Origin of the sequence: Polynucleobacter sp. MWH-S4W17, assembly GCF_018687535.1 — a bacterium.
Taxonomy (GTDB): Bacteria; Pseudomonadota; Gammaproteobacteria; order Burkholderiales; family Burkholderiaceae; genus Polynucleobacter.
The window spans coordinates 26,726-53,241 of record NZ_CP061295.1; the positions used below are offsets into that span (position 1 = coordinate 26,726).

The 26,516-nt window shown below is 47.1% G+C and carries 19 protein-coding genes, 7 tRNA genes, 3 rRNA genes and 1 pseudogene; 24 read left to right on the forward strand and 6 right to left on the reverse strand.

The genetic code is table 11. The features are described from left to right. Window positions 1-8 precede the first annotated feature (8 nt). The gene (gene gcvH / locus C2755_RS00135; protein WP_072582056.1) at window positions 9-401 is read right to left on the reverse strand and encodes a glycine cleavage system protein GcvH; all 393 of its coding nucleotides are present in this window, start codon (window positions 399-401) and stop codon (window positions 9-11) included. A gap of 79 nt (window positions 402-480) precedes the next feature. Here gcvH and C2755_RS00140 point away from each other — a divergent pair, with 79 nt between their 5' ends. Further along, window positions 481-1,125 (forward strand): MBL fold metallo-hydrolase, encoded by a 645-nt coding sequence (locus tag C2755_RS00140; RefSeq protein WP_216860748.1) that lies wholly within the window; start codon window positions 481-483, stop codon window positions 1,123-1,125. Between the two features lie 35 nt (window positions 1,126-1,160). Here the strand turns inward: C2755_RS00140 and C2755_RS00145 are convergent, their stop codons facing one another. The 3 genes from C2755_RS00145 to C2755_RS00155 all read right to left on the reverse strand — a co-directional run bounded on the left by C2755_RS00145 (window position 1,161) and on the right by C2755_RS00155 (window position 2,687). Then, entirely contained in the window at window positions 1,161-1,346 is a 186-nt protein-coding gene (locus C2755_RS00145) for a hypothetical protein (RefSeq protein ID WP_041396810.1), read from the reverse strand. A 40-nt stretch (window positions 1,347-1,386) separates the two neighbouring features. After that, window positions 1,387-2,529, reverse strand: coding sequence for a fatty acid desaturase (locus C2755_RS00150; protein WP_251368484.1), 1,143 nt, complete (start codon window positions 2,527-2,529; stop codon window positions 1,387-1,389). An 82-nt stretch (window positions 2,530-2,611) separates the two neighbouring features. After that, a tRNA-Arg gene (locus tag C2755_RS00155) sits at window positions 2,612-2,687 on the reverse strand. 104 nt (window positions 2,688-2,791) lie between these two features. Here C2755_RS00155 and C2755_RS00160 point away from each other — a divergent pair. Further along, on the forward strand, window positions 2,792-3,019 hold the full coding sequence (locus C2755_RS00160; protein ID WP_251368485.1) for a hypothetical protein: 228 nt from the start codon (window positions 2,792-2,794) through the stop codon (window positions 3,017-3,019). A 51-nt stretch (window positions 3,020-3,070) separates the two neighbouring features. On the opposite strand, the gene rsmI is transcribed toward C2755_RS00160, so the two are convergent. Continuing rightward, window positions 3,071-3,964 carry a 16S rRNA (cytidine(1402)-2'-O)-methyltransferase gene (gene rsmI, locus C2755_RS00165; protein ID WP_215321261.1) on the reverse strand — a complete coding sequence of 298 codons (894 nt, stop codon included), beginning with the start codon at window positions 3,962-3,964 and terminating at the stop codon, window positions 3,071-3,073. Window positions 3,965-4,068: 104 nt separating this feature from the next. On the opposite strand from rsmI, the gene C2755_RS00170 reads away from it, so the two are divergent. The 3 genes from C2755_RS00170 (at window position 4,069) to C2755_RS00180 (ending at window position 5,728) form a co-directional block, all read left to right on the forward strand. Continuing rightward, window positions 4,069-4,671, forward strand: coding sequence for a phosphoheptose isomerase (locus tag C2755_RS00170; RefSeq protein ID WP_215321262.1), 603 nt, complete (start codon window positions 4,069-4,071; stop codon window positions 4,669-4,671). Window positions 4,672-4,705: 34 nt separating this feature from the next. Beyond that, window positions 4,706-5,356 (forward strand): BON domain-containing protein, encoded by a 651-nt coding sequence (locus C2755_RS00175; RefSeq protein ID WP_215321263.1) that lies wholly within the window; start codon window positions 4,706-4,708, stop codon window positions 5,354-5,356. A gap of 78 nt (window positions 5,357-5,434) precedes the next feature. Then, window positions 5,435-5,728 carry a c-type cytochrome gene (locus C2755_RS00180; RefSeq protein ID WP_251368486.1) on the forward strand — a complete coding sequence of 98 codons (294 nt, stop codon included), beginning with the start codon at window positions 5,435-5,437 and terminating at the stop codon, window positions 5,726-5,728. 9 nt (window positions 5,729-5,737) lie between these two features. Here C2755_RS00180 and C2755_RS00185 read toward each other — a convergent pair whose 3' ends face one another. After that, the gene (locus C2755_RS00185; RefSeq protein WP_215321265.1) at window positions 5,738-6,394 is read right to left on the reverse strand and encodes a GNAT family N-acetyltransferase; all 657 of its coding nucleotides are present in this window, start codon (window positions 6,392-6,394) and stop codon (window positions 5,738-5,740) included. Between the two features lie 482 nt (window positions 6,395-6,876). On the opposite strand from C2755_RS00185, the gene C2755_RS00190 reads away from it, so the two are divergent. The 19 genes and pseudogenes from C2755_RS00190 to rpsL all read left to right on the forward strand — a co-directional run bounded on the left by C2755_RS00190 (window position 6,877) and on the right by rpsL (window position 26,436). Further along, window positions 6,877-8,409: ribosomal RNA gene (locus C2755_RS00190) — 16S ribosomal RNA — on the forward strand. 58 nt (window positions 8,410-8,467) lie between these two features. Continuing rightward, window positions 8,468-8,544: transfer RNA gene (locus C2755_RS00195), tRNA-Ile, on the forward strand. A gap of 30 nt (window positions 8,545-8,574) precedes the next feature. Beyond that, window positions 8,575-8,650, forward strand: a tRNA-Ala gene (locus tag C2755_RS00200). A gap of 268 nt (window positions 8,651-8,918) precedes the next feature. After that, window positions 8,919-11,792, forward strand: a 23S ribosomal RNA gene (locus C2755_RS00205). Window positions 11,793-11,898: 106 nt separating this feature from the next. Next, a 5S ribosomal RNA gene (rrf, locus tag C2755_RS00210) occupies window positions 11,899-12,012 on the forward strand. The 16S, 23S and 5S rRNA genes sit together here with 5 tRNA genes alongside, the layout of an rRNA operon. 105 nt (window positions 12,013-12,117) lie before the next feature. Continuing rightward, window positions 12,118-12,202: transfer RNA gene (locus tag C2755_RS00215), tRNA-Tyr, on the forward strand. A 5-nt stretch (window positions 12,203-12,207) separates the two neighbouring features. After that, a tRNA-Gly gene (locus C2755_RS00220) sits at window positions 12,208-12,281 on the forward strand. A gap of 21 nt (window positions 12,282-12,302) precedes the next feature. Beyond that, window positions 12,303-12,377, forward strand: a tRNA-Thr gene (locus C2755_RS00225). A gap of 64 nt (window positions 12,378-12,441) precedes the next feature. Then, window positions 12,442-13,632, forward strand: a complete 1,191-nt coding sequence (gene tuf, locus C2755_RS00230) for an elongation factor Tu (protein ID WP_215321266.1) — start codon at window positions 12,442-12,444, stop codon at window positions 13,630-13,632. Between the two features lie 27 nt (window positions 13,633-13,659). Beyond that, a tRNA-Trp gene (locus tag C2755_RS00235) sits at window positions 13,660-13,735 on the forward strand. 20 nt (window positions 13,736-13,755) lie between these two features. Further along, entirely contained in the window at window positions 13,756-14,133 is a 378-nt protein-coding gene (gene secE / locus C2755_RS00240) for a preprotein translocase subunit SecE (RefSeq protein ID WP_215321267.1), read from the forward strand. Window positions 14,134-14,140: 7 nt separating this feature from the next. Beyond that, complete coding sequence (gene nusG, locus C2755_RS00245; protein ID WP_215321268.1) at window positions 14,141-14,713, forward strand: transcription termination/antitermination protein NusG; 573 nt, start codon at window positions 14,141-14,143, stop codon at window positions 14,711-14,713. Between the two features lie 147 nt (window positions 14,714-14,860). Then, on the forward strand, window positions 14,861-15,292 hold the full coding sequence (gene rplK / locus C2755_RS00250) for a 50S ribosomal protein L11 (RefSeq protein WP_068320088.1): 432 nt from the start codon (window positions 14,861-14,863) through the stop codon (window positions 15,290-15,292). Between the two features lie 2 nt (window positions 15,293-15,294). Next, entirely contained in the window at window positions 15,295-15,996 is a 702-nt protein-coding gene (gene rplA / locus C2755_RS00255) for a 50S ribosomal protein L1 (protein ID WP_215321269.1), read from the forward strand. 238 nt (window positions 15,997-16,234) lie between these two features. Next, a pseudogene (gene rplJ, locus C2755_RS00260) lies at window positions 16,235-16,753 on the forward strand (50S ribosomal protein L10); the annotation flags it as partial. Between the two features lie 159 nt (window positions 16,754-16,912). Next, window positions 16,913-17,287, forward strand: a complete 375-nt coding sequence (rplL, locus tag C2755_RS00265; RefSeq protein WP_173941805.1) for a 50S ribosomal protein L7/L12 — start codon at window positions 16,913-16,915, stop codon at window positions 17,285-17,287. A gap of 226 nt (window positions 17,288-17,513) precedes the next feature. Next, window positions 17,514-21,614, forward strand: coding sequence for a DNA-directed RNA polymerase subunit beta (gene rpoB / locus C2755_RS00270; protein WP_215321271.1), 4,101 nt, complete (start codon window positions 17,514-17,516; stop codon window positions 21,612-21,614). A 1-nt stretch (window position 21,615) separates the two neighbouring features. Continuing rightward, the gene (gene rpoC, locus C2755_RS00275; RefSeq protein WP_215321272.1) at window positions 21,616-25,878 is read left to right on the forward strand and encodes a DNA-directed RNA polymerase subunit beta'; all 4,263 of its coding nucleotides are present in this window, start codon (window positions 21,616-21,618) and stop codon (window positions 25,876-25,878) included. 177 nt (window positions 25,879-26,055) lie between these two features. Then, complete coding sequence (rpsL, locus tag C2755_RS00280) at window positions 26,056-26,436, forward strand: 30S ribosomal protein S12 (protein ID WP_072582063.1); 381 nt, start codon at window positions 26,056-26,058, stop codon at window positions 26,434-26,436. Window positions 26,437-26,516 lie beyond the last annotated feature (80 nt).

Here is a 26,516-nt window from a genome sequence, read left to right on the forward strand (position 1 = left end):
TTCAGATATCAGGCGCCAGGGCCCGCGTTATATATTTCTGGGGTCAGGAGTTGATTGAGTTCTTCGTTAAGAATTTCATCGGAGGCGGGTTTGATTTTGAATAGCCAAACACCGTATGGATTTTCATTGACGATCTCGGGTGATGCATCCACTGCTTCATTGAGGGCAACAATCTCACCGCTTACTGGCGCATGAATATCACTGGCCGCCTTCACTGACTCAATAACGGCAATAGCCTCCCCCTGCTTTACTTGTTGCCCAAGCTTTGGGGCCTGAAAGAACATCACATCGCCTAGCGCCTCTTGCGCATGATTACTAATACCAACCCACACTAAGCCATCATTTTCCTGATCGGCCCATTCGTGAGTTTCTGCAAATTTAAATGTATCTTGGCTATTCATTGTTTTATCCTTTAGGTGCATTTTATGCCGACTCCCCTAAACTAGCTTTCCCCAATGATTCACTTAACTATTTGTACATATGCCAATTAAATTAGGAATTGTTCCTGTTACTCCGTATGAGCAAAATTGCTCGATTTTGGTTTGCCAGGAGACTGGCGATGCTGCTGTCGTTGATCCTGGCGGGGATATTGAAAAGATCCTTGAGGGCGTTAAGCAGATGGGTGGCAAGGTTAAAAAGATATTACTGACGCATGGACATTTAGATCACTGCGCGGCCGCCAAAGACTTGGCTGATCAGCTTGGTGTGCCTATTGAGGGGCCACAAGAAGAGGAGCGTTTTTGGATTGATCAGCTGCCAGAACAAACAGTGCGTTTTGGTTTTGGGCATGCCAAAGTTTTCGAGCCTGATCGTTGGTTAAATAATGGCGATCATGTGCAGGTGGGAAATATTGATCTAGAGGTATTTCATTGCCCTGGGCACACACCTGGTCACGTTGTATTTTTTGACAAAGAAGATCGTCTTGCAATTGTGGGCGATGTTTTATTCGCGGGCTCAATTGGCAGAACTGATTTTCCGCGTGGTAATCATGCAGATTTAATTAATGCGATTAAAACCAAATTGTGGCCCTTGGGAGATGATGTACAGTTTGTTCCTGGTCATGGACCAATGTCCACGTTTGGTCAAGAGCGCAAAACGAATCCCTATGTGGGAGATGGCGCGTAGCTAATGAATCTAGCCATTTGAACTACAAGTGAGTATTAGGTTTTGGCTGAACCGGTACGATGCGTACGGTTGTATAAACAGCTGGCGCAGATCCAGCGCTGCTTGCGATTACTTGTCGGAATCCATGTGCCACCCTCAAGTCGTTTTTCACGGCTGCAAGAAGAGCAAAATTTCAGGCTCTGGGAGGTTTCTTGGGTAGCTGCTGGAGTCGATGTAGTCATGGGCAATCCGGGTAAGGCAAATCTTATACAGAGATCTATTTTACCCGTTTTGTCCCGCTGGGGCTGGGGTTAGCACAACCCGTACCGAATCGGCCGTTTTGTTCCCGTCAAAATCTAACCAAGCCTTGTTTTCAAAGTCATAGAGCTTGCACTTGCGCGCAGTATCGAAATACCAGCCCCAAGAGAACTTTTGTACAAAAATACGCTCTGGAAGGATCGTTTCTAGGGTCTGTTGGGCCTCTGGCAGGCGATAAAGCGGTACGCTCATATCCACATGATGCGCAGTGTGCTCCATGATGTGGTGCATCAATTTGCCCCAAATCCAGTTAAAAGTCAGGTGAACAGTTGTGGATACAAACGGCTGGGCGCGTAACCACTCCGATTTCTTGTCATACCAAGAGACTTTTGGATGGGTATGGTGCACGTAAACCACAAATCCAATCATGCCGTTCCAGAACAAGAATGGCACCGCAAAGCCAGTGATCAAGCCAATCCAAATAGACTGCCCGGTAGCGATGGCTCCAGCAATTAAGCAACCAATCCAAATGATTGCAAATGCGGTAACAAGCAAATTGTCTTTTAAGAAAATAGGACGATCACCAGGCTTGTTTTTTGCATTTGGGAAGTACTCACGTCTCCACCAAATTTCAATGAGGTAATAAAAAACAGGGCCCCAGCCGCTACGGTAAAGGCGTTCTAGAGCCTTACGCAGCGGGGGAAGCGCGTCGTATTCTGATTTTGATAGGGGTGCCCATACAAAATCAAAACCTTTTAGATTGGTTTGACCATGATGCACAACGTTATGACCAACATCCCACAAGCTATATGGTGTGAGAGATGGCAAGAACGCAATACGACCCAATACTTTATTCAGTTCGCGATTGGGTGTGTAACTTTGATGGCAAGCATCGTGACCCAAAATAAAGATGCGACCTGTTACAAAACCGGCAATCAAACCAAAAACAATTTTGAGTAAAACGCTCTCTACGAAGATCGTTCCTGCAATACAGCCTAGCCAGAGGAAGGCATCGATTGCTAGGAGCATGATTGCGCGCCCAGTTTCGCCTTGTGCCATCGGGATTAGCCAGCTTCGAATGATTTTTCGATGCGGTAATGGCGCCTCTGGGTGCAAAGGGTTAGTTAAGGAAGGCTCTGAAAGGGCGGTATTTAGATGTGTAGACACGATAAGAATCAATAAGTTAGGTGCAAATGATAGCGGTTTTCGCAATTTTCCGCATGATGTAGGTCAAAAACCCCTTGATTTTTGGCGCGCCCGGCAGGAATCGAACCTGCGACCCTTGGCTTCGGAGGCCAATACTCTATCCACTGAGCTACGGGCGCTAGTGGAAAAACTGGTTACCCCTCTATTGTAAGTGTCTATAACCCTTCTCTCTAGTTATAATCTCGACAAAACCACCCTAAAACCCGTCAAACGATAAATTCTTATGAGCAACGAGCACGGAAGTCTAATTAAGTCCCCAAAACAACTCATCATCATGGTGTTTGCAAGCTTTTTTGTGCCACTCATCATCATTTTGTTGTTAATGGTTTTTGTGAACAATGGCAAGCGCGCAGATTCATCTGCTTCTGCTGATCAAATCATTAAGCCAGTAGCGCAATTGAATTTTAAAGATGCTAACGAGCCTGCGGCTCCTGCCACTAGCGCCAAATAAGCCCTCGGTGCATATTGAAGAGCTGGCCTTGTGCCAGCTTTTTATTTTTAACTACTCACTCTTTGCATCTAAAGCAATTTGGTAGGCTTCTTTTTTTGTGAGGCCTAAAGTTTGCGAAAGAACGGCAGCAATTTCTTTGCTCCCCATATAGGGGCTCAGCGCATTAGCCCACAACAAGAGAGCTGAATGCTCTGGAGTTTCATCGCTATTGGCTGATCGCCCTGCAACCACAATGACAAATTCACCCTTAAGGCTCTCTGCTGCCTCTAGCCAGTGAGTAACGTCTTGCGCTTGAAGTGGCACCAGCTGCTCAAATTTTTTGGTTAATTCACGGCAGACTAAAAGCTGACGATCGGCCTCTAAATTTTTTGCAAGCAATGTAAGGGTATCTCTAATATGGTGTGGAGACTCAAAAAAGATGCTTGCCTTTTTACTGCTGGAGATGTCCTGCAGTAGAGCATCGCGTTCTTTAGTTTTGTTGGGCCAAAAACCTAAAAACTGAAAGCGCCCTTCCGAGTGATGCATCACTGAGCCGGCTGCTGAGATGGCGCTTGATACAGCGCTTGCGCCCGGAATGGGAATTACTCTTAGCCCTGCTTTTTGAACCTCATTTACCAGCTTTGCCCCTGGGTCCGAGACTCCTGGGGTTCCGGCATCTGAAATATAGGCCCAGCGCTCATTATTTAAGAGGTGTTGTATGACTGTTTGAGCGCCGCCAATTTCATTGTGTTCGTGCAACGCTAAACATTTTTTATGAATGCCAAATTGTTGGAGTAATGCCGCGCTATGTCTAGTGTCCTCACAGGCGATCCCATCGACTGAATTGAGAACATGCAGGGCCCGCAAAGTAATGTCACCCAAATTGCCGATAGGTGTCGCAACCATGTACAAAGCCCCAGCAGGCAAGTCCTGCTGCTTTAAAAAATCGAAAGAGCTAAATTCCATGGGGGTTGCCTGCAAAAAGTTAAACAATTAGTAAGAGGATACGTTGCTTTTGGGATAAGCTGATTGCTACTGAGATTAGGACATCTTTGGCGCATAATATTGTTATGGAAAAAGATATCAACGAACGTTTGCGTCAGCGTGCCTCCCAGCATTTTCTGGATAGCATTGCCGTAAAACAAGAGGCTGAAAAACTGCTCCCCGAATCTGTTGCTAGGGGCGTACTGGCGATGGTGGATTGTTTGCGTACCGGCGGTAAGATCATGGCCTGTGGCAATGGCGGCTCTGCCGCTGATGCGCAACACTTTGCAGCAGAACTCGTTGGTCGCTTTGAGAGAGAGCGTCAAGAGTTGGCTGCGATTGCTTTGACGACAGACACTTCAATTCTTACGGCTATTGGAAATGACTATAGCTACGACGAGATTTTTAGTAAGCAAGTTCGCGGTCTTGGGAAAAAAGGCGACATTCTGTTGAGTATTTCAACCTCAGGGAATTCGAAGAACGTGATTAAAGCCATTGAGGCTGCCAAAAAGCTTGGTATGAAAGTCATCGCATTCACTGGCAATGGTGGTGGCAAGATTGCACAACTATTAGATAAAGATGATGTCCACTTGTGTGCACCATCTACGCGAACTGCGCGCATTCAAGAAACGCATTTGGTTTTGCTACATGCTTTATGTGATGGCGTAGATCACGTACTACTCGACTGAAAATTATTGTTACTTCAATACAGAAATTACCCAAATGAAAATCTCATTCCTCAGAAAACTGTTTCTCGCTACTCTCGTTGTTTCACAACTTTCTGCATGCGCAGTGGTTGCTGTTGGCGGGGTAGCGGCGGGCGCTGCCGTTATGGCGGATCGACGCACACCAGCCGTGCAAGCAATTGACAAAGGCATTGAGTTAGAGGCAGAGAATGCGCTAGCAAAAAGATTTGGTGATAACGCACACATTAACGTGACTTCGTTTAATCAAAAAGTATTGCTCACTGGCGAAGTGAAGGATGCTGATATTAAGGGTGACGCAGGAGCTTATGTCAAGGCGATGAAGAATGCGCGCTCCGTGTTTAATGAATTGGTTGTTGGGCCAAACAGTAACTACACATCACGCGCAAATGACTCTTATCTGGAGTCTAAGATCAAAACACAAATGGTCTTTACTGACCAGTTACCGTCAAACTCTATGGTTATAGTGGCGGAAGGGGGTAGCGTCTATCTTATGGGGATCTTGACGCAAAGTGAAGCTGACCTTGCCAAGAAAATTGCGAGCAATACCAATGGCGTAAAAGATGTTTATGTTTACTTCGACATCATTTCTCAAGAAGAAAAAGTTCGCTTAGAAAAGCAAGGCAAAGCAGATCAAACTCAATCTAGTAGCCCTCCAAAATTTCAATAATTTTTTCGTAGGTTGTCGATGCTAAAAAAGCGAGTGATTGTAAAAATAGTTTTTTTATTTACAACGCTCGCTCTTTTCATGTCTGTTGCGCAGGCGAATGTTGAAGATGAGAATGCATTCGTACTTGCAAAACAAAACGCTTGCTTGGGTTGTCATGCAGTGAATAAAAAAATTGTGGGCCCTAGTTTTCAAGCGGTGGCAGAAAAATATAAAAACGATTCAAACGCTCAAGTATTTTTAAAAAATAAGATTGCTAAAGGGGGGTCTGGTTCATGGGGCGTTGTACCTATGCCGGCCAACTCAAAATTAAGTAATGCAGATCTATCTACATTAAGCGGCTGGATCTTGCGTGGAGCGCCCTACAAAAACTAGAGCTGTAAATTAGCGCGCTAAGCCTGGTCTGCCTAGAAACCACCACCAGGCTTCATTAGAGCGCTTGAGGTTTTCTTTTAGGGCGTAGTCCATGCCAGCCCACTGCTCATTGGCGGCCTCTTCCACAATAGTTGCGGTATTTGCTGGGGGCAGCTTAAGGCAAGCATCAGCATCGCCATAGGCGTACTCAACTGTCATCCCTGCCTTTTGCGCCAGATGCATCATGGCTTTGTTATTGGCAAGGCAATGAACGTAAAGGGTTTCAATGCTGGTATTGCGTGAGTGAACGGCTGAGCGTTGTAACAATGCTGTGCCCAGGCCCTGAGAGCGCCCTTCTGGTAGCACTGACACACCAAATTCAGCAGCTCGTGCCTCGCCTTTGTGCTCTGGCAAATAGGCTAAATGGGCCATGCCAACAAGTTTCAGATCTAAGTTGAAAACACCAAAAATGACATCCCGATTGAAATCTAGACCCTCAACATAGTGACGAATCACTTCGTCGGGGGTCTGAGTACCAAATCGTAGACGTCTATCTTCATCATTTAGTTGCAATAAATGATTCAGTATTTCCTGTTTATATCCAGCGTGAAGTTCGCGAACAGGCACAGCTCTCCCGGCAGAATGCGGGCTTGAGGGTGAGTGGCTATTCGCTAATTTATTGTGCATAGCAATATTTTAGCAGGGATAAGGGAAAATTTCAGGGTTTTCCCTATGTTTGTTGGAAATACGCCAAATAAGAATGAAAAAACAGCGTAATTTTTGGGTTGACTAGGCCTAAACCTTAAAAAATAGGATTTTTTTAAAAAAAGTTGAAATTTTTTTTAAAATCTAAACCATTGTTTTAATTGACTATATTTTTAAAGTAAGAAAAAACTTAGCCTTTTTTAAGTAAAAGAGTACGAAAGGTGTTGACGACCCTGAAAATGTGGGATATAGTCTCACCTCTCTGCTGAATGTTTTATGAAATACGAAACAAGTCAGCCCTCTTTAAAAATTAGTCAACCGATAATTGTGGGTACTAAGTGAAAGCATCCAGTCCTTCGGGACAGATGTAAATAAATAGTACTCATAGACAGTAAAAAGATTTGGTTTTATTACCAAGTCAATTTCTTGAATGAGTGCGACGATCCGCAAGGATCACAGGAATTGAACTGAAGAGTTTGATCCTGGCTCAGATTGAACGCTGGCGGCATGCCTTACACATGCAAGTCGAACGGCAGCACGGGTGCTTGCACCTGGTGGCGAGTGGCGAACGGGTGAGTAATACATCGGAACGTACCTTATCGTGGGGGATAACGCAGCGAAAGCTGTGCTAATACCGCATACGCCCTGAGGGGGAAAGCGGGGGATCGAAAGACCTCGCGCGATTAGAGCGGCCGATGCCTGATTAGCTTGTTGGTGGGGTAAAAGCCCACCAAGGCGACGATCAGTAGCTGGTCTGAGAGGACGATCAGCCACACTGGGACTGAGACACGGCCCAGACTCCTACGGGAGGCAGCAGTGGGGAATTTTGGACAATGGGGGAAACCCTGATCCAGCAATGCCGCGTGAGTGAAGAAGGCCTTCGGGTTGTAAAGCTCTTTTGTCAGGGAAGAAACACCGGCTCTAACACAGTCCGGGAATGACGGTACCTGAAGAATAAGCACCGGCTAACTACGTGCCAGCAGCCGCGGTAATACGTAGGGTGCGAGCGTTAATCGGAATTACTGGGCGTAAAGCGTGCGCAGGCGGTTATACAAGACAGGCGTGAAATCCCCGGGCTTAACCTGGGAATGGCGCCTGTGACTGTATAGCTAGAGTGTGTCAGAGGGGGGTAGAATTCCACGTGTAGCAGTGAAATGCGTAGATATGTGGAGGAATACCAATGGCGAAGGCAGCCCCCTGGGATAACACTGACGCTCATGCACGAAAGCGTGGGGAGCAAACAGGATTAGATACCCTGGTAGTCCACGCCCTAAACGATGCTGACTAGTTGTTCGGGATTTACATCCTGAGTAACGTAGCTAACGCGTGAAGTCAGCCGCCTGGGGAGTACGGTCGCAAGATTAAAACTCAAAGGAATTGACGGGGACCCGCACAAGCGGTGGATGATGTGGATTAATTCGATGCAACGCGAAAAACCTTACCTACCCTTGACATGTCACTAACGAAGTAGAGATACATTAGGTGCTCGTAAGAGAAAGTGAACACAGGTGCTGCATGGCTGTCGTCAGCTCGTGTCGTGAGATGTTGGGTTAAGTCCCGCAACGAGCGCAACCCTTGTCTTTAGTTGCTACGCAAGAGCACTCTAAAGAGACTGCCGGTGACAAACCGGAGGAAGGTGGGGATGACGTCAAGTCCTCATGGCCCTTATGGGTAGGGCTTCACACGTCATACAATGGTGCATACAGAGGGTTGCCAACCCGCGAGGGGGAGCTAATCTCAGAAAATGCATCGTAGTCCGGATCGTAGTCTGCAACTCGACTACGTGAAGCTGGAATCGCTAGTAATCGCGGATCAGAATGTCGCGGTGAATACGTTCCCGGGTCTTGTACACACCGCCCGTCATACCATGGGAGTGGGTTTTGCCAGAAGCCGTTAGCCTAACCGCAAGGAGGGCGACTGCCACGGCAGGGTTCATGACTGGGGTAAAGTCGTAACAAGGTAGCCGTATCGGAAGGTGCGGCTGGATCACCTCCTTTCTAGAGAAAAGATGCTGAATCCTAGTGCCCACACTTATCGGTTGACAATAAAAGCCACGGGTCTGTAGCTCAGCTGGTTAGAGCACTGTGTTGATAACGCAGGGGTCGTAGGTTCAAGTCCTACCAGACCCACCACCAGCCAGAAACAAGACTTAGTGGGACGTTGGGGGATTAGCTCAGCTGGGAGAGCACCTGCTTTGCAAGCAGGGGGTCGTCGGTTCGATCCCGTCATCCTCCACCATCATCTAAATGTCAAAACTAAGCGAATATTTAATCGTTTAGTTTTGCCATTTATGGCTGTTCTTTAAAAATTTGAGTAAGCAAAGTGTCAAATGTTTCTTTGAGAGGACATTTGGCAATGTAATAAGGGTAAAGATTGAATCATCAATCAGTAATACAAACGAGTTTTACCAAGTTCTTAACAAAGTACTTACAGTTTGGATTACGGCAAACATGTCAGAAGTAGAAGTAAAACCTTTAACAGGTACTAGCAATGGTGCTCGTTATAGGATCAAGTGAATAAGTGCACATGATGGATGCCTTGGCGATTACAGGCGACGAAAGACGTTATAACCTGCGATAAGCCCCGGGGAGCTGGTAAATAAGCTTTGATCCGGGGATTTCTGAATGGGGAAACCCACCACTTTTGTGGTATCCATACCTGAATACATAGGGTATGAGAAGCGAACCTTGTGAACTGAAACATCTAAGTAGCAAGAGGAAAAGACATCAACCGAGATTCCCAGAGTAGTGGCGAGCGAAATGGGAACAGCCTTCTAGTGATATCTCAGTAATTAACAGAATGGAATGGAAAGTCCAACAATAAAGGGTGATAGTCCCGTATGTGAAAATTATTGAGTGGTACTAGGCTAGAGACAAGTAGGGCGGGACACGTGAAATCCTGTCTGAATATGGGGGGACCATCCTCCAAGGCTAAATACTCGTAATCGACCGATAGTGAACAAGTACCGTGAGGGAAAGGCGAAAAGAACCCCGGGAGGGGAGTGAAATAGATCCTGAAATTGTGTGCATACAAACAGTAGGAGCCTCGTAAGGGGTGACTGCGTACCTTTTGTATAATGGGTCAGCGACTTACATTCAGTAGCAAGCTTAACCGAATAGGGAAGGCGTAGCGAAAGCGAGTCCGAATAGGGCGCTAGTTGCTGGGTGTAGACCCGAAACCAGTTGATCTATCCATGGCCAGGTTGAAGGTGCGGTAACACGTACTGGAGGACCGAACCCACTAACGTTGAAAAGTTAGGGGATGAGCTGTGGATAGGGGTGAAAGGCTAAACAAAACTGGAAATAGCTGGTTCTCTCCGAAAACTATTTAGGTAGTGCCTCGTGTATCACTGTAGGGGGTAGAGCACTGTCATGGTAGTGGGGTCCATTGCGGATTACTGCGCCATAGCAAACTCCGAATACCTACAAGTGCAAGCACGGGAGACAGACATCGGGTGCTAACGTCCGGTGTCAAGAGGGAAACAACCCAGACCGCCAGCTAAGGTCCCTAATATATGCTAAGTGGGAAACGAAGTGGGAAGGCTAAAACAGTCAGGAGGTTGGCTTAGAAGCAGCCATCCTTTAAAGAAAGCGTAATAGCTCACTGATCGAGTCGTCCTGCGCGGAAGATGTAACGGGGCTAAGCATATAACCGAAGCTGCGGATCACAGCAATGTGATGGTAGGAGAGCGTTCTGTAAGCCTGTGAAGGTGTCTTGTAAAGGATGCTGGAGGTATCAGAAGTGCGAATGCTGACATGAGTAGCGATAAAGGGGGTGAAAAGCCCCCTCGCCGTAAGCCCAAGGTTTCCTGTTCAACGTTCATCGGAACAGGGTGAGTCGGCCCCTAAGGCGAGGCAGAGATGCGTAGCTGATGGGAACAAGGTTAATATTCCTTGACCATTGTTAGATGCGATGGGGGGACGGATCGCGGAAAGTTGTCCGGGTGTTGGAAGTCCCGGTTCTTGCGTTGGAGATGGCTATTAGGTAAATCCGGTAGCGTAATTCAAGGGCGTGAGACGAGCGAATTTATTCGCGAAGCAATTGGAAGTGGTTCCAAGAAAAGCCTCTAAGCTTCAGTCTAACAAGACCGTACCGCAAACCGACACAGGTGGGCGAGATGAGTATTCTAAGGCGCTTGAGAGAACTCAGGAGAAGGAACTCGGCAAATTTGTACCGTAACTTCGGGATAAGGTACGCCCTGGTAGTTTGACCCTGTACAAGGGGAGGACGAAAGGGTTGCAATAAAAAGGTGGCTGCGACTGTTTAATAAAAACACAGCACTCTGCAAACACGAAAGTGGACGTATAGGGTGTGACGCCTGCCCGGTGCTGGAAGATTAAATGATGGGGTGCAAGCTCTTGATTGAAGTCCCAGTAAACGGCGGCCGTAACTATAACGGTCCTAAGGTAGCGAAATTCCTTGTCGGGTAAGTTCCGACCTGCACGAATGGCGTAACGATGGCCACACTGTCTCCTCCTGAGACTCAGCGAAGTTGAAATGTTTGTGATGATGCAATCTACCCGTGGCTAGACGGAAAGACCCCATGAACCTTTACTGTAGCTTTGCATTGGACTTTGAATCGGTCTGTGTAGGATAGGTGGGAGGCGTTGATAACAGGATGCTAGTTCTGTTGGAGCCAACCTTGAAATACCACCCTGATTTATTTGAGGTTCTAACCTTGGCCCGTTATCCGGGTCGGGAACAGTGCATGGTAGGCAGTTTGACTGGGGCGGTCTCCTCCCAAAGTGTAACGGAGGAGTACGAAGGTACGCTTGGTACGGTCGGACATCGTACCTAAAGTGCAATGGCAAAAGCGTGCTTAACTGCGAGACCGACAAGTCGAGCAGGTGCGAAAGCAGGTCATAGTGATCCGGTGGTTCTGTATGGAAGGGCCATCGCTCAACGGATAAAAGGTACTCTGGGGATAACAGGCTGATACCGCCCAAGAGTTCATATCGACGGCGGTGTTTGGCACCTCGATGTCGGCTCATCTCATCCTGGGGCTGTAGCCGGTCCCAAGGGTATGGCTGTTCGCCATTTAAAGAGGTACGTGAGCTGGGTTTAAAACGTCGTGAGACAGTTTGGTCCCTATCTGCCATGGGCGTTGGAGATTTGACGGGGGCTGCTCCTAGTACGAGAGGACCGGAGTGGACATTCCGCTGGTGTACCTGTTGTTTCGCCAGAAGCATCGCAGGGTAGCTATGAATGGAAGAGATAACCGCTGAAAGCATCTAAGCGGGAAACTTGCCTGAAGATGAGATCTCCCGTAGGTTTAACCTACATAAAGGGTCGTTGAAGACCACAACGTTGATAGGTCGGGTGTGGAAGTGCAGTAATGCATTAAGCTAACCGATACTAATTGCCCGTTAGGCTTGATCCTATAACCAGCACTATTGTGTTGGATGTTTGCCAGATTTAATCTGCATCCTTATTACATGCTTACTCAAATAGAGTTGTTGATTTAATCAGCAACTCGACCCTCTACGCCCGGTGACCATAGCAAGTTGGAACCACTCCTTCCCATCCCGAACAGGACAGTGAAACGACTTTACGCCGATGATAGTGCGGATTACCCGTGTGAAAGTAGGTAACTGCCGGGCACCAATGCGACGCCCAGACCCTCTTAGGTCTGGGCGTTTTTACTTGTGCAAAGCGTTTAGAGATATTGACAGAAACTCCATTTGGAGTCAGAATATTGGGTTCGCGGAGGGGTGTCCGAGCGGCTAAAGGAGGCAGACTGTAAATCTGTTGGCTATGCCTACGTAGGTTCGAATCCTACCCCCTCCACCAGATGTGCGGGATTAGTTTAATGGTAAAACAGCAGATTTCCAATCTTCGGTCAAGAGTTCGATTCTCTTATCCCGCTCCAGAATTTGTTGCATTAGATTTCGCCCATGTGGCTCAGTGGTAGAGCACTCCCTTGGTAAGGGAGAGGTCGGCAGTTCGATCCTGCCCATGGGCACCATGTTTGATTTTATTAATTGTGTATTTCGTGTTTGGTTTAAGAGTTAACTAAAGGCAGATTAAAAATGGCAAAAGAAAAATTCGAGCGGACAAAACCGCACGTAAACGTAGGCACCATCGGTCACGTTGACCACGGTAAAACCACATTGACAGCAGCAATTGCAACCGTGCTTTCTAAAGCATTCGGTGGCGAAGCTAAAGCATACGATCAGATCGATGCTGCTCCTGAAGAAAAAGCACGTGGTATTACGATTAATACTGCGCACGTTGAGTACGAGACTGCAAACCGTCACTACGCACACGTGGATTGCCCAGGACATGCTGACTACGTGAAGAACATGATTACTGGTGCTGCTCAGATGGACGGCGCAATTTTAGTTTGCTCTGCTGCTGACGGCCCAATGCCACAAACTCGTGAGCACATCCTCTTGGCACGCCAAGTGGGCGTTCCTTACATCATCGTGTTCTTGAACAAGTGCGACATGGTTGATGACGAAGAGTTGTTAGAGCTCGTAGAAATGGAAGTTCGTGAGCTTTTATCTAAATACAAATTCCCTGGCGATGACACACCAATCATCCGTGGTTCTGCTAAGTTAGCTCTTGAAGGCGACGAAGGCCCATTGGGTAAAGAAGCCATCATGAAATTGGCTGAAGCTTTGGATACCTTTATTCCTACTCCAGAACGTGCTGTTGACGGCGCATTCTTGATGCCAGTAGAAGATGTGTTCTCTATCTCCGGTCGCGGTACTGTTGTGACTGGTCGTATCGAGCGCGGTATTGTTAAGGTTGGTGAAGAGATCGAAATTATCGGTATCAAGCCAACACTCAAGACTACTTGTACTGGTGTTGAAATGTTCCGCAAATTGCTCGACCAAGGTCAAGCAGGCGATAACGTTGGTATCTTGTTACGCGGTACAAAACGTGAAGAAGTTGAGCGCGGCCAAGTATTGGCTAAGCCAGGTTCAATCACCCCACATACTCACTTTACAGCCGAGGTTTATATCTTGGGTAAAGATGAAGGTGGTCGTCATACTCCATTCTTTAACAACTATCGTCCACAGTTTTACTTCCGTACTACGGACGTAACTGGTTCAATCGAGTTGCCAAAAGACAAAGAAATGGTGATGCCTGGTGATAACGTTTCGATTACCGTAAAGCTCATCGCTCCAATCGCGATGGAAGAAGGTTTACGTTTTGCGATCCGTGAAGGTGGCCGTACTGTTGGCGCTGGCGTGGTTGCAAAGATTTTGGCTTAAGTAGTAAGTTTTAATTAGTTTTTATAAAGGGGTGTAGCTCAATTGGCAGAGCGTTGGTCTCCAAAACCAAAGGTTGGGGGTTCGATGCCCTCCGCCCCTGCCACGATTTGAACTGAAAGCAAAATGTCTCATCAAACAGCAAGTCATACTGAAGAAAAAAGCGGCTGGGTCTCTGGACTAGCTGCTTTAGTCGTCGTTGCAGCGCTAGTCTTGTACTACACGCTGGTAGATCAATCTATGTTGATTCGTCTCGCTGTTTTGTTTGGCGGTATTGCTGCTGCAGTTTTAATTGTGGCGATTTCACCAGATGGGCGCCGTTTTATCGCCTACGCAAAAGATTCTTGGTATGAAGTAAAAAAGGTTGTTTGGCCAACTCGTAAAGAGACCACCCAAATGACTCTAGTCGTATTTGGCTTTGTTCTGATCATGTCCTTATTTTTATGGATTGCAGACAAATTGATTGAATGGCTAGTTTTTTCAGTCTTTTTGGGCTGGAAGTGAGTAAAAAATGATTGATTCTGAAGTAGCTACTAATCCACAGGCTATCGGCAATATGCGCTGGTACGTCATTCATGCTTATTCCGGAATGGAAAAGAGCGTGAAAAGAGGCCTTGAAGAGCGTATTGCACGCTCTGGAATGCCTGAGAAATTTGGCCGTATTTTGGTCCCTTCCGAAGAGGTTGTGGAGATCAAGTCCGGTACCAAGTCAGTTTCTGAGCGTCGTTTCTTCCCAGGCTATGTCCTAATTGAGATGGAAATGACCGATGAGAGCTGGCATTTGGTGAAAAATACACCAAAAGTAACCGGTTTCGTAGGCGGCGTACGCAACCGCCCAAGCCCGATTTCCACTACGGAAGTAGCAAAAATCATGGATCAAATGCAGGCTGGGGTGGATAAACCCAAGCCTAAGACCCTATTTGAAGTTGGCGAGATCGTGCGAGTTAAAGAAGGACCATTTGTTGATTTCAACGGAAATATCGAAGAAGTCAATTATGAGAAGTCAAGATTGCGCGTTTCTGTTACAATTTTCGGCCGCGGTACCCCAGTTGAGCTGGAGTTCGGCCAGGTAGAAAAGATGTAAAAACAAGGACTTAGTCCTGGTTTTAGTAGTTAGTAGTTAAGTGGTTAGCAATAACCGAGGAGCGGAGCTAGAAAGCCAAAAATTAGCGAAGCGTTTACTCAACGGCGGTCTTTCCTTATGAGGTTAGGCGCGCTTTAAGGAGCACACATGGCAAAGAAGATTATTGGATTTATTAAGCTGCAGATCCCTGCAGGTAAAGCAAATCCATCACCACCCGTAGGTCCAGCATTGGGTCAACGCGGTCTTAACATTATGGAATTCTGTAAGGCGTTCAATGCTCAAACTCAGAGCATGGAACCTGGCCTACCAATTCCAGTCGTGATTACAGCGTTTGCTGATAAGAGCTTCACATTCATCATGAAGACTCCTCCAGCAACCATCATGATTAAGAAGGCTGCGAAGATTGAAAAAGGATCACCACGTCCTCATACCGATAAAGTGGGCTCCATTACTCGTGCTCAGGCGGAAGAAATCGCTAAAGCAAAAATGCCAGATTTGACAGCAGCTGATATGGACGCAGCTGTTAGAACAATCGCTGGTAGCGCCCGTTCCATGGGCATCACTGTGGAAGGTCTCTAATCATGACTAAATTATCTAAACGCGTTAAAGCAATTCAATCTAAGGTTGATAGCAACAAGTTCTATTCATTAGATGACGCATTGAACCTCGTTAAAGAGTGTGCAACTGCTAAGTTTGATGAGTCTATCGATGTTGCTGTTCAGTTAGGCATTGATGCTAAGAAATCTGACCAAGTTGTGCGTGGCGCGGTAGTGCTCCCAGCTGGTACAGGTAAGCATGTTCGTGTAGCCGTTTTTGCTCAAGGCGAGAAGGCTGAACAAGCTAAAGCCGCTGGTGCAGAAATTGTTGGCATGGAAGAGCTTGCAGAACAAATTAAAGGCGGCAAAATTGATTTCGATATTTTGATCGCATCTCCAGACACAATGAAAATTGTTGGTACTTTAGGTCAAGTATTGGGCCCGCGTGGTTTGATGCCGAATCCAAAAGTTGGAACAGTGACTCCTGACGTTGCTACTGCAGTTAAAAATGCAAAAGCTGGTCAAGTTCAGTTCCGTGTGGACAAAGCCGGTATCGTGCACGCAAGCATTGGCCGTCGTTCATTCGAGCCGACTGCATTGAAATCAAACTTGCTCGCATTGCTCGAAGCTTTGAATAAAGCGAAGCCACCTGCATCTAAGGGTATTTATTTAAAGAAGGTTGCCGTAAGCAGCACTATGGGTGCAGGCGTACGCGTAGACCAAGCATCGTTACAGGCAGCAGCTTAATTAGCCTGTAACAAAAAAGAACTTTGGGTCGACTCCTGCTCTTCGAGTGAGAGTCGAACATCAAAGACCGTTGGTGAATGAGCTTGCTTTTATAGAGATGAATTCTTAATCGTTACGAAAGTAATAACCAGCGCAGATGGCGACCCTGAAAAGATTTTCACAAGAACTTTGTGAACAAATGATCAGACGCTGGTGTGTAACCCCAACTGGAAACAGTTGGTTTTTATGGAGTTAAACCGTGCCTTTGAATGTACAAGACAAAAAAGCGATTGTTGCTGATGTCGGCGCTCAATTGGCTGGAGCCCAAACTGTCGTGCTCGCTGAATACCGTGGTATTCCAGTAGAGCAGTTGACAAAGCTACGTGCTAGCGCACGTGACCAAGGTGTATATCTTCGCGTTTTGAAGAACACATTGGCACGCCGTGCTGCACAAGGCACACAGTTTGAGCCCCTTGCTGATTCGATGGTTGGCCCCTTGATCTACGGCATCTCTGCTGATCCGATTGCTTCGGCAAAAGTATTGCAGAACTTTGCTAAGACTCAAGACAAGCTAGTCATTACTGCTGGCTTATATAACGGCAAGTTGTTGGACGTAGCGGGTGTTAAATCCCTCGCGTCTATTCCAAGCCGCGATGAGTTGTTATCTCAGTTGTTGGGTGTGATGTTGGCGCCTGTATCTGCGATGGCTCGCGTATTGGGCGCAGTAGCAGCACAAAAGGCAGAAGGAGCACCTGCTCCTGTTGCAGCACCGGTAGCAGAAGTAGTGGCAGCCCCAGCAGAAGTAGTTGCTGAAGCCGCCGCTCCAGAAGCAAGTGCTGAGCCTGCAGCCGCAGCCCCAGAAGCTGGAACAGAAACACCTGAAACCCCTGCCGCTGAATAAGCGACAAATTAACTATTTAAGTATTAGGAGCTAAAAATGGCGATTACTAAAGAAGAAATCATTGATGCAGTAGGTAGCATGTCCGTTATGGATTTGAACGACTTGGTTAAGGCGTTCGAAGAGAAGTTTGGCGTTTCAGCTGCAGCGATGGCTGTTGCTGGTCCTGCTGGTGCAGCTGGCGGCGCTGCTGCTGAAGAGCAAACAGAATTCACTGTTAACTTGCTCGAAGCTGGCGCAAACAAGGTTTCAGTAATTAAGGCAGTTCGCGAAATTACTGGTCTTGGCTTGAAAGAAGCTAAGGACTTGGTTGATGGTGCACCGAAGCCAATCAAAGAAGCTGTTGATAAGAAGACAGCTGAAGAAGCTAAGAAGAAGCTTGACGAAGCAGGCGCTAAGTCAGAAATCAAGTAATACAAACTTTTCTAGCGCCTCCCAAAAGGAGTCGTTAGTTACGTTGGGTTTGATCTTTAGAGGTCAAACCCGATTTCATTTCTGATTGAAATCGGGTTTGCCTTCTGATACGACTGCAGAATGCAAGTTTGGTCGGACACTAAATCTATCGGTTTAGTGTTGTCCGCCAGTGATTGGTAGTGGCCAATCGCCAAATCTTTGTACAGTCGCTGAATTCGGAGATGAAATGAACTATAGCTTCACCGAACGCAAGCGAGTCCGTAAAAGCTTTGCTAAGCGAGTAAATAACCACCAGGTTCCGTACCTGATCGCAACGCAGCTGGAATCCTACGCTAAATTTTTACAGGCTGAAAAGCCAGCAATGTCTCGTCTTACTGAGGGACTTCAAGCTGCCTTTACATCAGCATTCCCAATTGTGTCTAACAACGGCTATGCACGTATGGAATACGTGTCTTACCAGTTATCACAGCCACCATTTGACGTTAAAGAATGTCAACAGCGTGGTTACACATACCACTCTGCCTTGCGCGCAAAAGTTCGCTTGATTATTTATGATCGCGAAGCGCCTACTAAGGTTAAAGAGGTAAAAGAGAGCGAAGTCTACATGGGTGAAATTCCACTCATGACAGAAAATGGCTCTTTTGTGATCAATGGTACTGAGCGCGTGATCGTTTCTCAGTTGCACCGTTCCCCAGGTGTGTTCTTCGAGCACGATAAGGGTAAAACACATAGCTCAGGTAAGTTGCTGTTCTCAGCACGCATCATTCCTTACCGTGGTTCATGGCTCGATTTCGAGTTTGATCCGAAAGACATTCTCTATTTCCGCGTTGACCGTCGTCGTAAGATGCCTGTCACCATTTTGCTCAAAGCAATTGGTTTAAACAACGAACAGATTCTTGCTAACTTCTTTAACTTTGACCATTTCTCATTAACTGCTAACGGCGGTTCAATGGAATTTGTGCCAGAGCGTTTGCGTGGTCAGTTGGCTAGCTTTGATGTGCTCGACAAGAATGGCGTTGTTGTCATTCAAAAAGACAAGCGTATCAATGCAAAGCATATTCGTGAACTCGAAGCTGCTAAAACTAAAACAATCGCTGTACCAGACGACTATTTAATTGGTCGTGTAGTGGCACGCAATATTGTTGATCCAGATTCTGGTGAAATCTTGGCCTACGCTAATGATGAAATCACTGAAGAGGTATTGGCTACATTGCGCGATGCAGGCATCAAGCAATTAGAAACTATCTACACCAATGATTTGGATTCTGGTGCATACATTTCTCAGACATTGCGTACTGATGAAACAGCGGATCAAATGGCTGCTCGTATCGCCATCTACCGCATGATGCGTCCTGGCGAGCCTCCAACAGAAGATGCTGTTGAAGCCTTGTTCCAGCGCTTGTTCTACAACGAAGATAGTTACGATTTATCACGCGTTGGCCGTATGAAAGTTAACAGCCGTCTCGGTCGTTCTGAGATGGAAGGCAAAATGGTTTTATCGGATGAAGACATCCTCGACACCATCAAGTCTTTGGTTGACTTGCGTAACGGCAAAGGCGAAGTCGATGACATCGATCACTTAGGCAATCGTCGCGTACGTTGCGTAGGTGAATTGGCTGAAAACCAATTCCGTGCTGGTTTGTCACGTGTTGAGCGTGCGGTTAAAGAACGTCTCGGCCAAGCCGAAACAGAAAACCTCATGCCTCATGACTTGATTAACAGCAAGCCAATCTCTTCTGCTATTCGTGAGTTCTTCGGTTCTTCACAGTTGTCCCAGTTTATGGACCAAACCAACCCACTTTCAGAGATCACGCACAAGCGTCGTATTTCTGCATTGGGACCTGGTGGTTTGACCCGCGAGCGCGCAGGCTTTGAAGTGCGCGACGTGCATCCAACCCACTACGGACGTGTTTGCCCAATTGAAACTCCAGAAGGACCAAACATTGGTTTGATCAACTCACTCGCGTTATTTGCGCGTCTGAATGAGCACGGCTTCTTAGAAACTCCGTACCGTAAGGTTTCCAATAGCAAGGTAAGCGACGAAGTGGTTTACCTCTCTGCTATTGAAGAAGCAAAGTATGTGATTGCTCAGGCAAACGCAACAATCGACAAGAGCGGTAAGTTGGCCGACGAATTGGTTTCTGCTCGTCAAGCTGGTGAGACCATGATGGTTAGCCCAGAGCGCATCGATTTCATCGACGTTGCTCCTAGCCAGATTGTTTCTGCTGCTGCTTCACTCGTTCCATTCTTAGAGCACGATGATGCAAACCGTGCGTTGATGGGTGCGAACATGCAGCGTCAAGCAGTTCCTTGCTTGCGTCCAGACAAGCCATTGGTTGGTACAGGTTTAGAGCGTATTGTTGCGGTTGACTCTGGTACTGTGATTTTGGCTTCCCGCGGCGGTATCGTTGATTATGTTGACGCAAACCGTGTAGTTATTCGTGTAAACGATGACGAGACAGCGGCTGGTGAAGTTGGTGTGGATATTTATAACCTCATCAAGTACACCCGTTCAAATCAAAATACCAACATTAACCAACGCCCAATCGTTCAGGCTGGTGATCGTGTTGTCCGCGGCGACGTAGTTGCTGACGGCGCATCTACCGACTTAGGTGAATTGGCTTTGGGTCAAAACATGACTGTGGCATTTATGCCATGGAACGGTTACAACTTCGAAGATTCAATCTTGATCTCTGAAAAAGTTGTTGCTGACGACCGCTACACCTCTATTCATATTGAAGAGTTGTCGGTTGTTGCCCGTGATACCAAGCTGGGTTCAGAAGAAATTACTCGCGATATTTCCAATTTGGCTGAGTCACAACTCTCCCGCTTGGATGAGAGCGGTATTGTTTACATCGGTGCTGAAGTTGAAGCTGGCGACGTATTGGTTGGTAAGGTAACTCCAAAGGGTGAGACAACTCTCACTCCGGAAGAGAAGCTGCTCCGTGCGATCTTCGGTGAAAAAGCATCTGACGTTAAAGATACTTCATTGCGCGTTCCATCTGGAATGATTGGTACTGTTATCGATGTTCAAGTCTTCACCCGTGAAGGTATTGAGCGCGATGCACGTGCACAGTCAATCATTCAAGAAGAATTACAACGCTATCGTTTGGACTTAAACGACCAGCTCCGTATTGTTGAGGGCGATGCCTTCATGCGTTTAGAAAAGCTGTTGATTGGCAAAGTTGCCAACGGTGGCCCTAAGAAATTGGCTAAAGGCACCAAGATCGACAAGGAATATCTTGCTGATTTGGACAAATACCATTGGTTCGATGTTCGTCCAGCGGATGATGAGGTTGCCTCACAAGTTGAAGCGATTAAATCTTCTATCGAAGCGAAGCGTAAACAGTTTGATGAAGCTTTTGAAGAGAAGCGCACCAAGCTTACCCAGGGCGATGATTTACAACCTGGCGTAACGAAGATGGTTAAGGTGTACTTGGCCGTTAAGCGTCGCTTGCAGCCTGGTGACAAGATGGCCGGTCGTCACGGTAACAAGGGTGTGGTTTCTAAAATCGCCCCAGCAGAAGATATGCCATTTATGGCTGACGGACGCCCTGTAGACATCGTCTTGAACCCATTGGGCGTTCCTTCCCGTATGAACGTTGGACAGATCTTGGAAACCCACTTAGGTTGGGCTGCCCAAGGTATTGGTAAGCGTATCGATGAGATGGTTCGTGAGCACGCTAAGCAAACTGAATTGCGTAAGTTCTTCAAGCAGCTTTACAACGAAACAGGTCGTGTTGAAGATATCGACAACTTCACTGATGAGCAGATCACTGTTTTGGCTGAGAATCTCCGCCAAGGCTTGCCATTTGCAACCCCAGTGTTTGACGGTGCTACTGAAGCTGAAATCGGACGTATGCTCGAGTTGGCGTATCCAGAAGATGTTGCTAAATCTTTGAAGATGACGCCATCACGTCAGCAAATGATTTTGTGCGACGGCCGTACCGGCGACCAATTTGAGCGTCCAGTAACTGTTGGCGTAATGCACGTCTTGAAACTCCACCATTTGGTCGATGACAAGATGCATGCTCGTTCAACCGGACCTTACTCTTTAGTAACGCAACAGCCATTGGGCGGTAAAGCTCAGTTCGGTGGTCAGCGCTTTGGTGAGATGGAAGTCTGGGCCCTCGAAGCATACGGTGCTTCATATGTCTTGCAGGAAATGCTGACAGTGAAGTCCGATGACGTCGCAGGCCGTACCAAGGTTTACGAAAACATCGTCAAGGGCGAGCACACGATTGATGCTGGCATGCCCGAATCCTTCAACGTGCTGGTAAAAGAAATCCGTTCGTTGGGTATTGACATTGACATGGAGCGCAACTGATATGAAAGCATTGCTCGATTTATTTAAGCAAACGCAGGGCGAAGAGCAGTTTGATGTCATCAAAATTGGTCTCGCATCTCCTGAGAAAATTCGCTCATGGTCTTTTGGTGAAGTACGCAAACCAGAAACCATCAACTACCGGACTTTTAAGCCCGAGCGTGATGGTTTGTTCTGCGCCAAGATTTTTGGACCAACTAAAGACTACGAGTGCTTATGCGGTAAGTACAAGCGCTTAAAGTTCCGTGGCGTTATCTGCGAGAAGTGCGGCGTTGAAGTTACTCTCGCTAAGGTACGTCGTGAGCGCATGGGCCACATTGAGTTGGCAGCCCCTGTAGCGCACATTTGGTTCTTGAAATCTTTACCATCCCGTTTAGGTATGGTTCTCGATATGACATTGCGTGATATCGAGCGCGTTCTTTACTTTGAAGCATATGTAGTTGTAGATCCTGGTATGACTCCTGAAGGCGCAATGAAGCGCGGTCAGATCATGTCTGAAGATGAATACATTGCCAAGACTGAAGAGTATGGTGACGGTGCATTTACCGCCATCATGGGTGCGGAAGGTATTCGTGACCTCTTACGTTCGATTGATATCGATCGCGAAGTAGAAACGATTCGCGCTGATTTAAAAGCTACTGGTAGCGATGCCAAGATCAAGAAATACGCTAAGCGCTTAAAAGTGCTCGAGGCGTTCCAGACTTCAGGCATTAAGCCTGACTGGATGATCATGGAAGTGCTGCCAGTATTGCCACCAGAATTGCGCCCATTGGTGCCATTGGATGGCGGTCGCTTTGCTACCTCAGATTTGAACGACCTCTATCGTCGTGTAATTAACCGTAACAACCGTTTAAAGCGCTTGTTAGAGTTGCGTGCACCAGAGATCATCGTTCGTAACGAAAAACGGATGTTGCAAGAAGCGGTGGACTCATTGCTCGACAACGGTCGTCGCGGTAAGGCTATGACTGGCGCTAACAAGCGTCCTCTCAAGTCCTTGGCTGAGATGATTAAAGGTAAGAGCGGTCGTTTCCGTCAAAACTTGTTGGGTAAACGTGTTGACTACTCTGGTCGTTCAGTCATCGTGGTTGGCCCTACATTGAAATTGCATCAGTGCGGCTTACCAAAATTGATGGCCTTGGAATTGTTCAAACCATTTATTTTCAACAAGCTTGAGACTTTAGGAATTGCAACCACAATTAAGGCTGCGAAGAAAGAGGTTGAAAGCCAGACTCCAATCGTTTGGGATATTCTCGAAGAAGTGATTCGTGAACATCCAATCATGTTGAACCGTGCGCCTACATTGCACCGTCTCGGTATTCAGGCTTTCGAGCCAATGCTGATTGAAGGTAAGGCAATCCAATTGCACCCATTAGTTTGCGCGGCATTTAACGCAGACTTTGACGGTGACCAAATGGCGGTTCACGTACCTTTGTCGCTCGAAGCGCAAATGGAAGCGCGTACATTGATGTTGGCTTCGAACAACGTATTGTTCCCAGCCAACGGCGAACCATCTATCGTACCTTCACAGGACGTGGTGTTGGGTCTGTATTACGCTACACGTGACAAGATCAACGGTAAAGGCGAAGGCATGGTCTTCGCTAACATTACTGAAGTGGTACGTGCATACGAAGCAGGTCAAGTTGAATTGGCTTCTCGTGTTGCTGTCCGTATTACTGAGTTTGAGATTGTGGACAAGAAGGCAGAGGGCGACGCCCGTTTTGCTGAGAAGACCAAGATCTACCAAACATCAGTTGGCCGCGCAATCTTGTCTGAGATTTTGCCTAAAGGCATGTCTTTCGAGGAAATTAATAAGCCTTTGAAGAAAAAAGAAATCTCACGTTTGATCAACACATCATTCCGTAAGTGCGGTTTGCGTGAAACGGTTATTTTTGCTGACCGCCTCTTGCAGTCTGGTTTCCGTTTGGCAACCAACGCTGGTATCTCAGTTGCGATCGACGATATGTTGATCCCGACCTCTAAAGAGCGCATCATCACTGAGGCTTCTGCCAAGGTTAAAGAGTACGACAAGCAGTTCATGTCAGGCCTCGTAACCAATCAAGAACGTTATAACAACGTGGTTGATATTTGGGGTGCTGCAGGCGACCAAGTTGGTAAGGCGATGATGGACGAGTTGTCACACGTTGACGTACTCGACCGTAACGGTAAGACTGTTCGTCAAGAGTCCTTTAACTCCATCTACATGATGGCGGATTCTGGTGCACGTGGATCTGCAGCGCAGATTCGTCAGTTGGCCGGTATGCGTGGTTTGATGGCTAAGCCTGATGGCTCCATCATTGAAACCCCAATTACTGCGAACTTCCGTGAAGGCTTGAACGTATTGCAGTACTTCATTTCAACTCACGGTGCTCGTAAAGGTCTGGCTGATACAGCGTTGAAGACAGCGAACTCTGGTTACTTGACACGTCGTTTGTGCGACGTTACTCAAGATCTCGTGGTGATCGAAGATGATTGCGGCGCAACTAATGGTGTAACCATGAAGGCGCTGGTTGAAGGCGGCGAAATTATCGAAGCATTGCGTGACCGCATTTTGGGTCGTGTATGTATCGGTGACATCGTTCACCCAGACACACAAGAAGTCATTGTTCCGAACGACACATTGCTCGACGAAGATCACGTTGATCAAATCGTTGCATTGGGTATCGACGAAGTTAAAGTTCGCACAGTATTGTCTTGCTTAACTCGCTTTGGTTTGTGCGCGAAGTGCTACGGACGTGATCTAGGTCGCGGTGGTTTGGTAAACGTTGGTGAAGCAGTTGGCGTGATCGCCGCTCAGTCTATCGGCGAGCCAGGCACACAGTTGACTATGCGTACTTTCCACATTGGTGGCGCAGCGTCACGTGCATTAGTTGCAAGCAATATTGAAGCCAAATCTAACGGTGCTTTGAAGTTCTCTGCCACGATGCGTGTTGTCAAGAACGCGAAGGGTGAGCAGATCGTGATTTCACGTTCTGGCGAAGCCTTGATCGTTGATGAGAACGGTCGTGAGCGTGAGCGCCATAAGGTGCCTTATGGCGCAACTCTCTTGTTAAAAGAAGATGCGGCTGTTAAGGCTGGCGCAAGCTTGGCGACATGGGACCCATTAACACGTCCGATTATTTCTGAGTACGCTGGTATCGCTCGCTTCGACAACGTTGAAGAAGGTGTAACTGTTGCTAAGCAGGTTGACGAAGTTACTGGTCTCTCCACTTTGGTGGTGATTGACGGTAAGCGTCGTTCTGCTGCTAGCAAAGGCGTTCGTCCAATGATCAACTTGGTTGATGACAAGGGTAACGAAGTCATGATCGCCGGTACTGATCATCCAGTAAACATTGGCCTCCAAGTAGGTGCTTTGATTACGGTTAAAGATGGTCAGAAAGTTGAAGTTGGTGAAGTATTGGCGCGTATTCCAATCGAATCACAGAAGACTCGCGACATTACCGGTGGCTTGCCACGCGTTGCTGAATTGTTCGAAGCACGTTCACCAAAAGATGCAGCAGTATTGGCGAAAGTGACTGGAACAGTGTCATTCGGTAAGGAAACCAAAGGTAAACAACGTTTGGTTATTACTGATATGGACGGCGAAGCCAATGAATTCTTGATTCCTAAAGAGAAGCAAGTTCTTGTTCATGACGGTCAAGTTGTGAACAAGGGCGAGATGATTGTGGAAGGTCCTGCTGATCCACATGACATCTTGACTCTCCGCGGTATTGAAGAGTTGGCGATCTACATCGTTGATGAAGTTCAAGACGTTTACCGTTTGCAGGGCGTGAAGATTAATGACAAGCACATTGAAGTGATCGTGCGTCAAATGTTGCGTCGTGTGCAAATTACTGATGGCGGCGATACCGCTTACATCACTGGTGAGCAAGTTGAGCGTTCAAAACTGTATGACGCTAACGATTTAGTGATTGCTGCAGGTAAGCGCCCAGCCCAGTTCGAGAACGTGCTGTTGGGTATTACAAAAGCATCCTTGTCGACCGACAGCTTCATTTCAGCGGCTTCTTTCCAAGAAACCACCCGTGTATTGACTGAAGCCGCAATTATGGGCAAGACCGATACACTCCGTGGCCTCAAGGAAAACGTCATTATTGGTCGCCTGATTCCTGCTGGTACCGGCTTGTCTTATCGCCGTGCACGCAAGGTCAGAGAGCAATTCGAGCGTGATCGCGCTCAAATGATTGCCGCCGAAGAGGAAGCAATGGCCAATATGCCTGTAGAAATCGAGGCTGAAGTCGTTGCTCCTGCTGGGGAGGCTGATCCGAGCTAATTTGGTAATTCTGGCCCGAAATGGCCAGTTTTTTCCCCATTTGGTTGACGGAAAAGGCTGGCCAAGCTAGAATGCTGAGTTCTACTGATTCAGAAGAGGGTCTTTTTGACCTAGAAATTCTCTAAGTCATTGATTTTCTTGAAGAAAGCAACAAAGAAGTACTAACCGAGCTATTTTATGCCAACAATTAATCAATTAATACGTAAGCCAAGATCCAGGCTGATCGTTAAAAGCAAGAGCCCTGCACTGGAAAACAGTCCGCAGCGCCGTGGTGTTTGTACACGTGTGTACACCACTACTCCTAAAAAGCCTAACTCTGCGCTCCGTAAAGTAGCCAAAGTTCGCTTAACCAATGGTTTTGAAGTGATTTCATACATTGGTGGTGAGGGCCATAACCTCCAGGAACACTCAGTAGTGTTAATCCGTGGTGGTCGTGTAAAGGATTTGCCAGGTGTTCGTTACCACATCGTTCGTGGCTCACTTGACTTGCAAGGTGTTAAAGACCGTAAGCAGTCTCGTTCCAAGTACGGTGCTAAGCGCGCTAAGAAATCTGCTTAATCTTTCAATAGATTTTTGCTGAAGTATTTGTAGTAGGTCTTCGTTTGTCAGACTTAAAAGACAAGTAAGTGGTTGTCTCG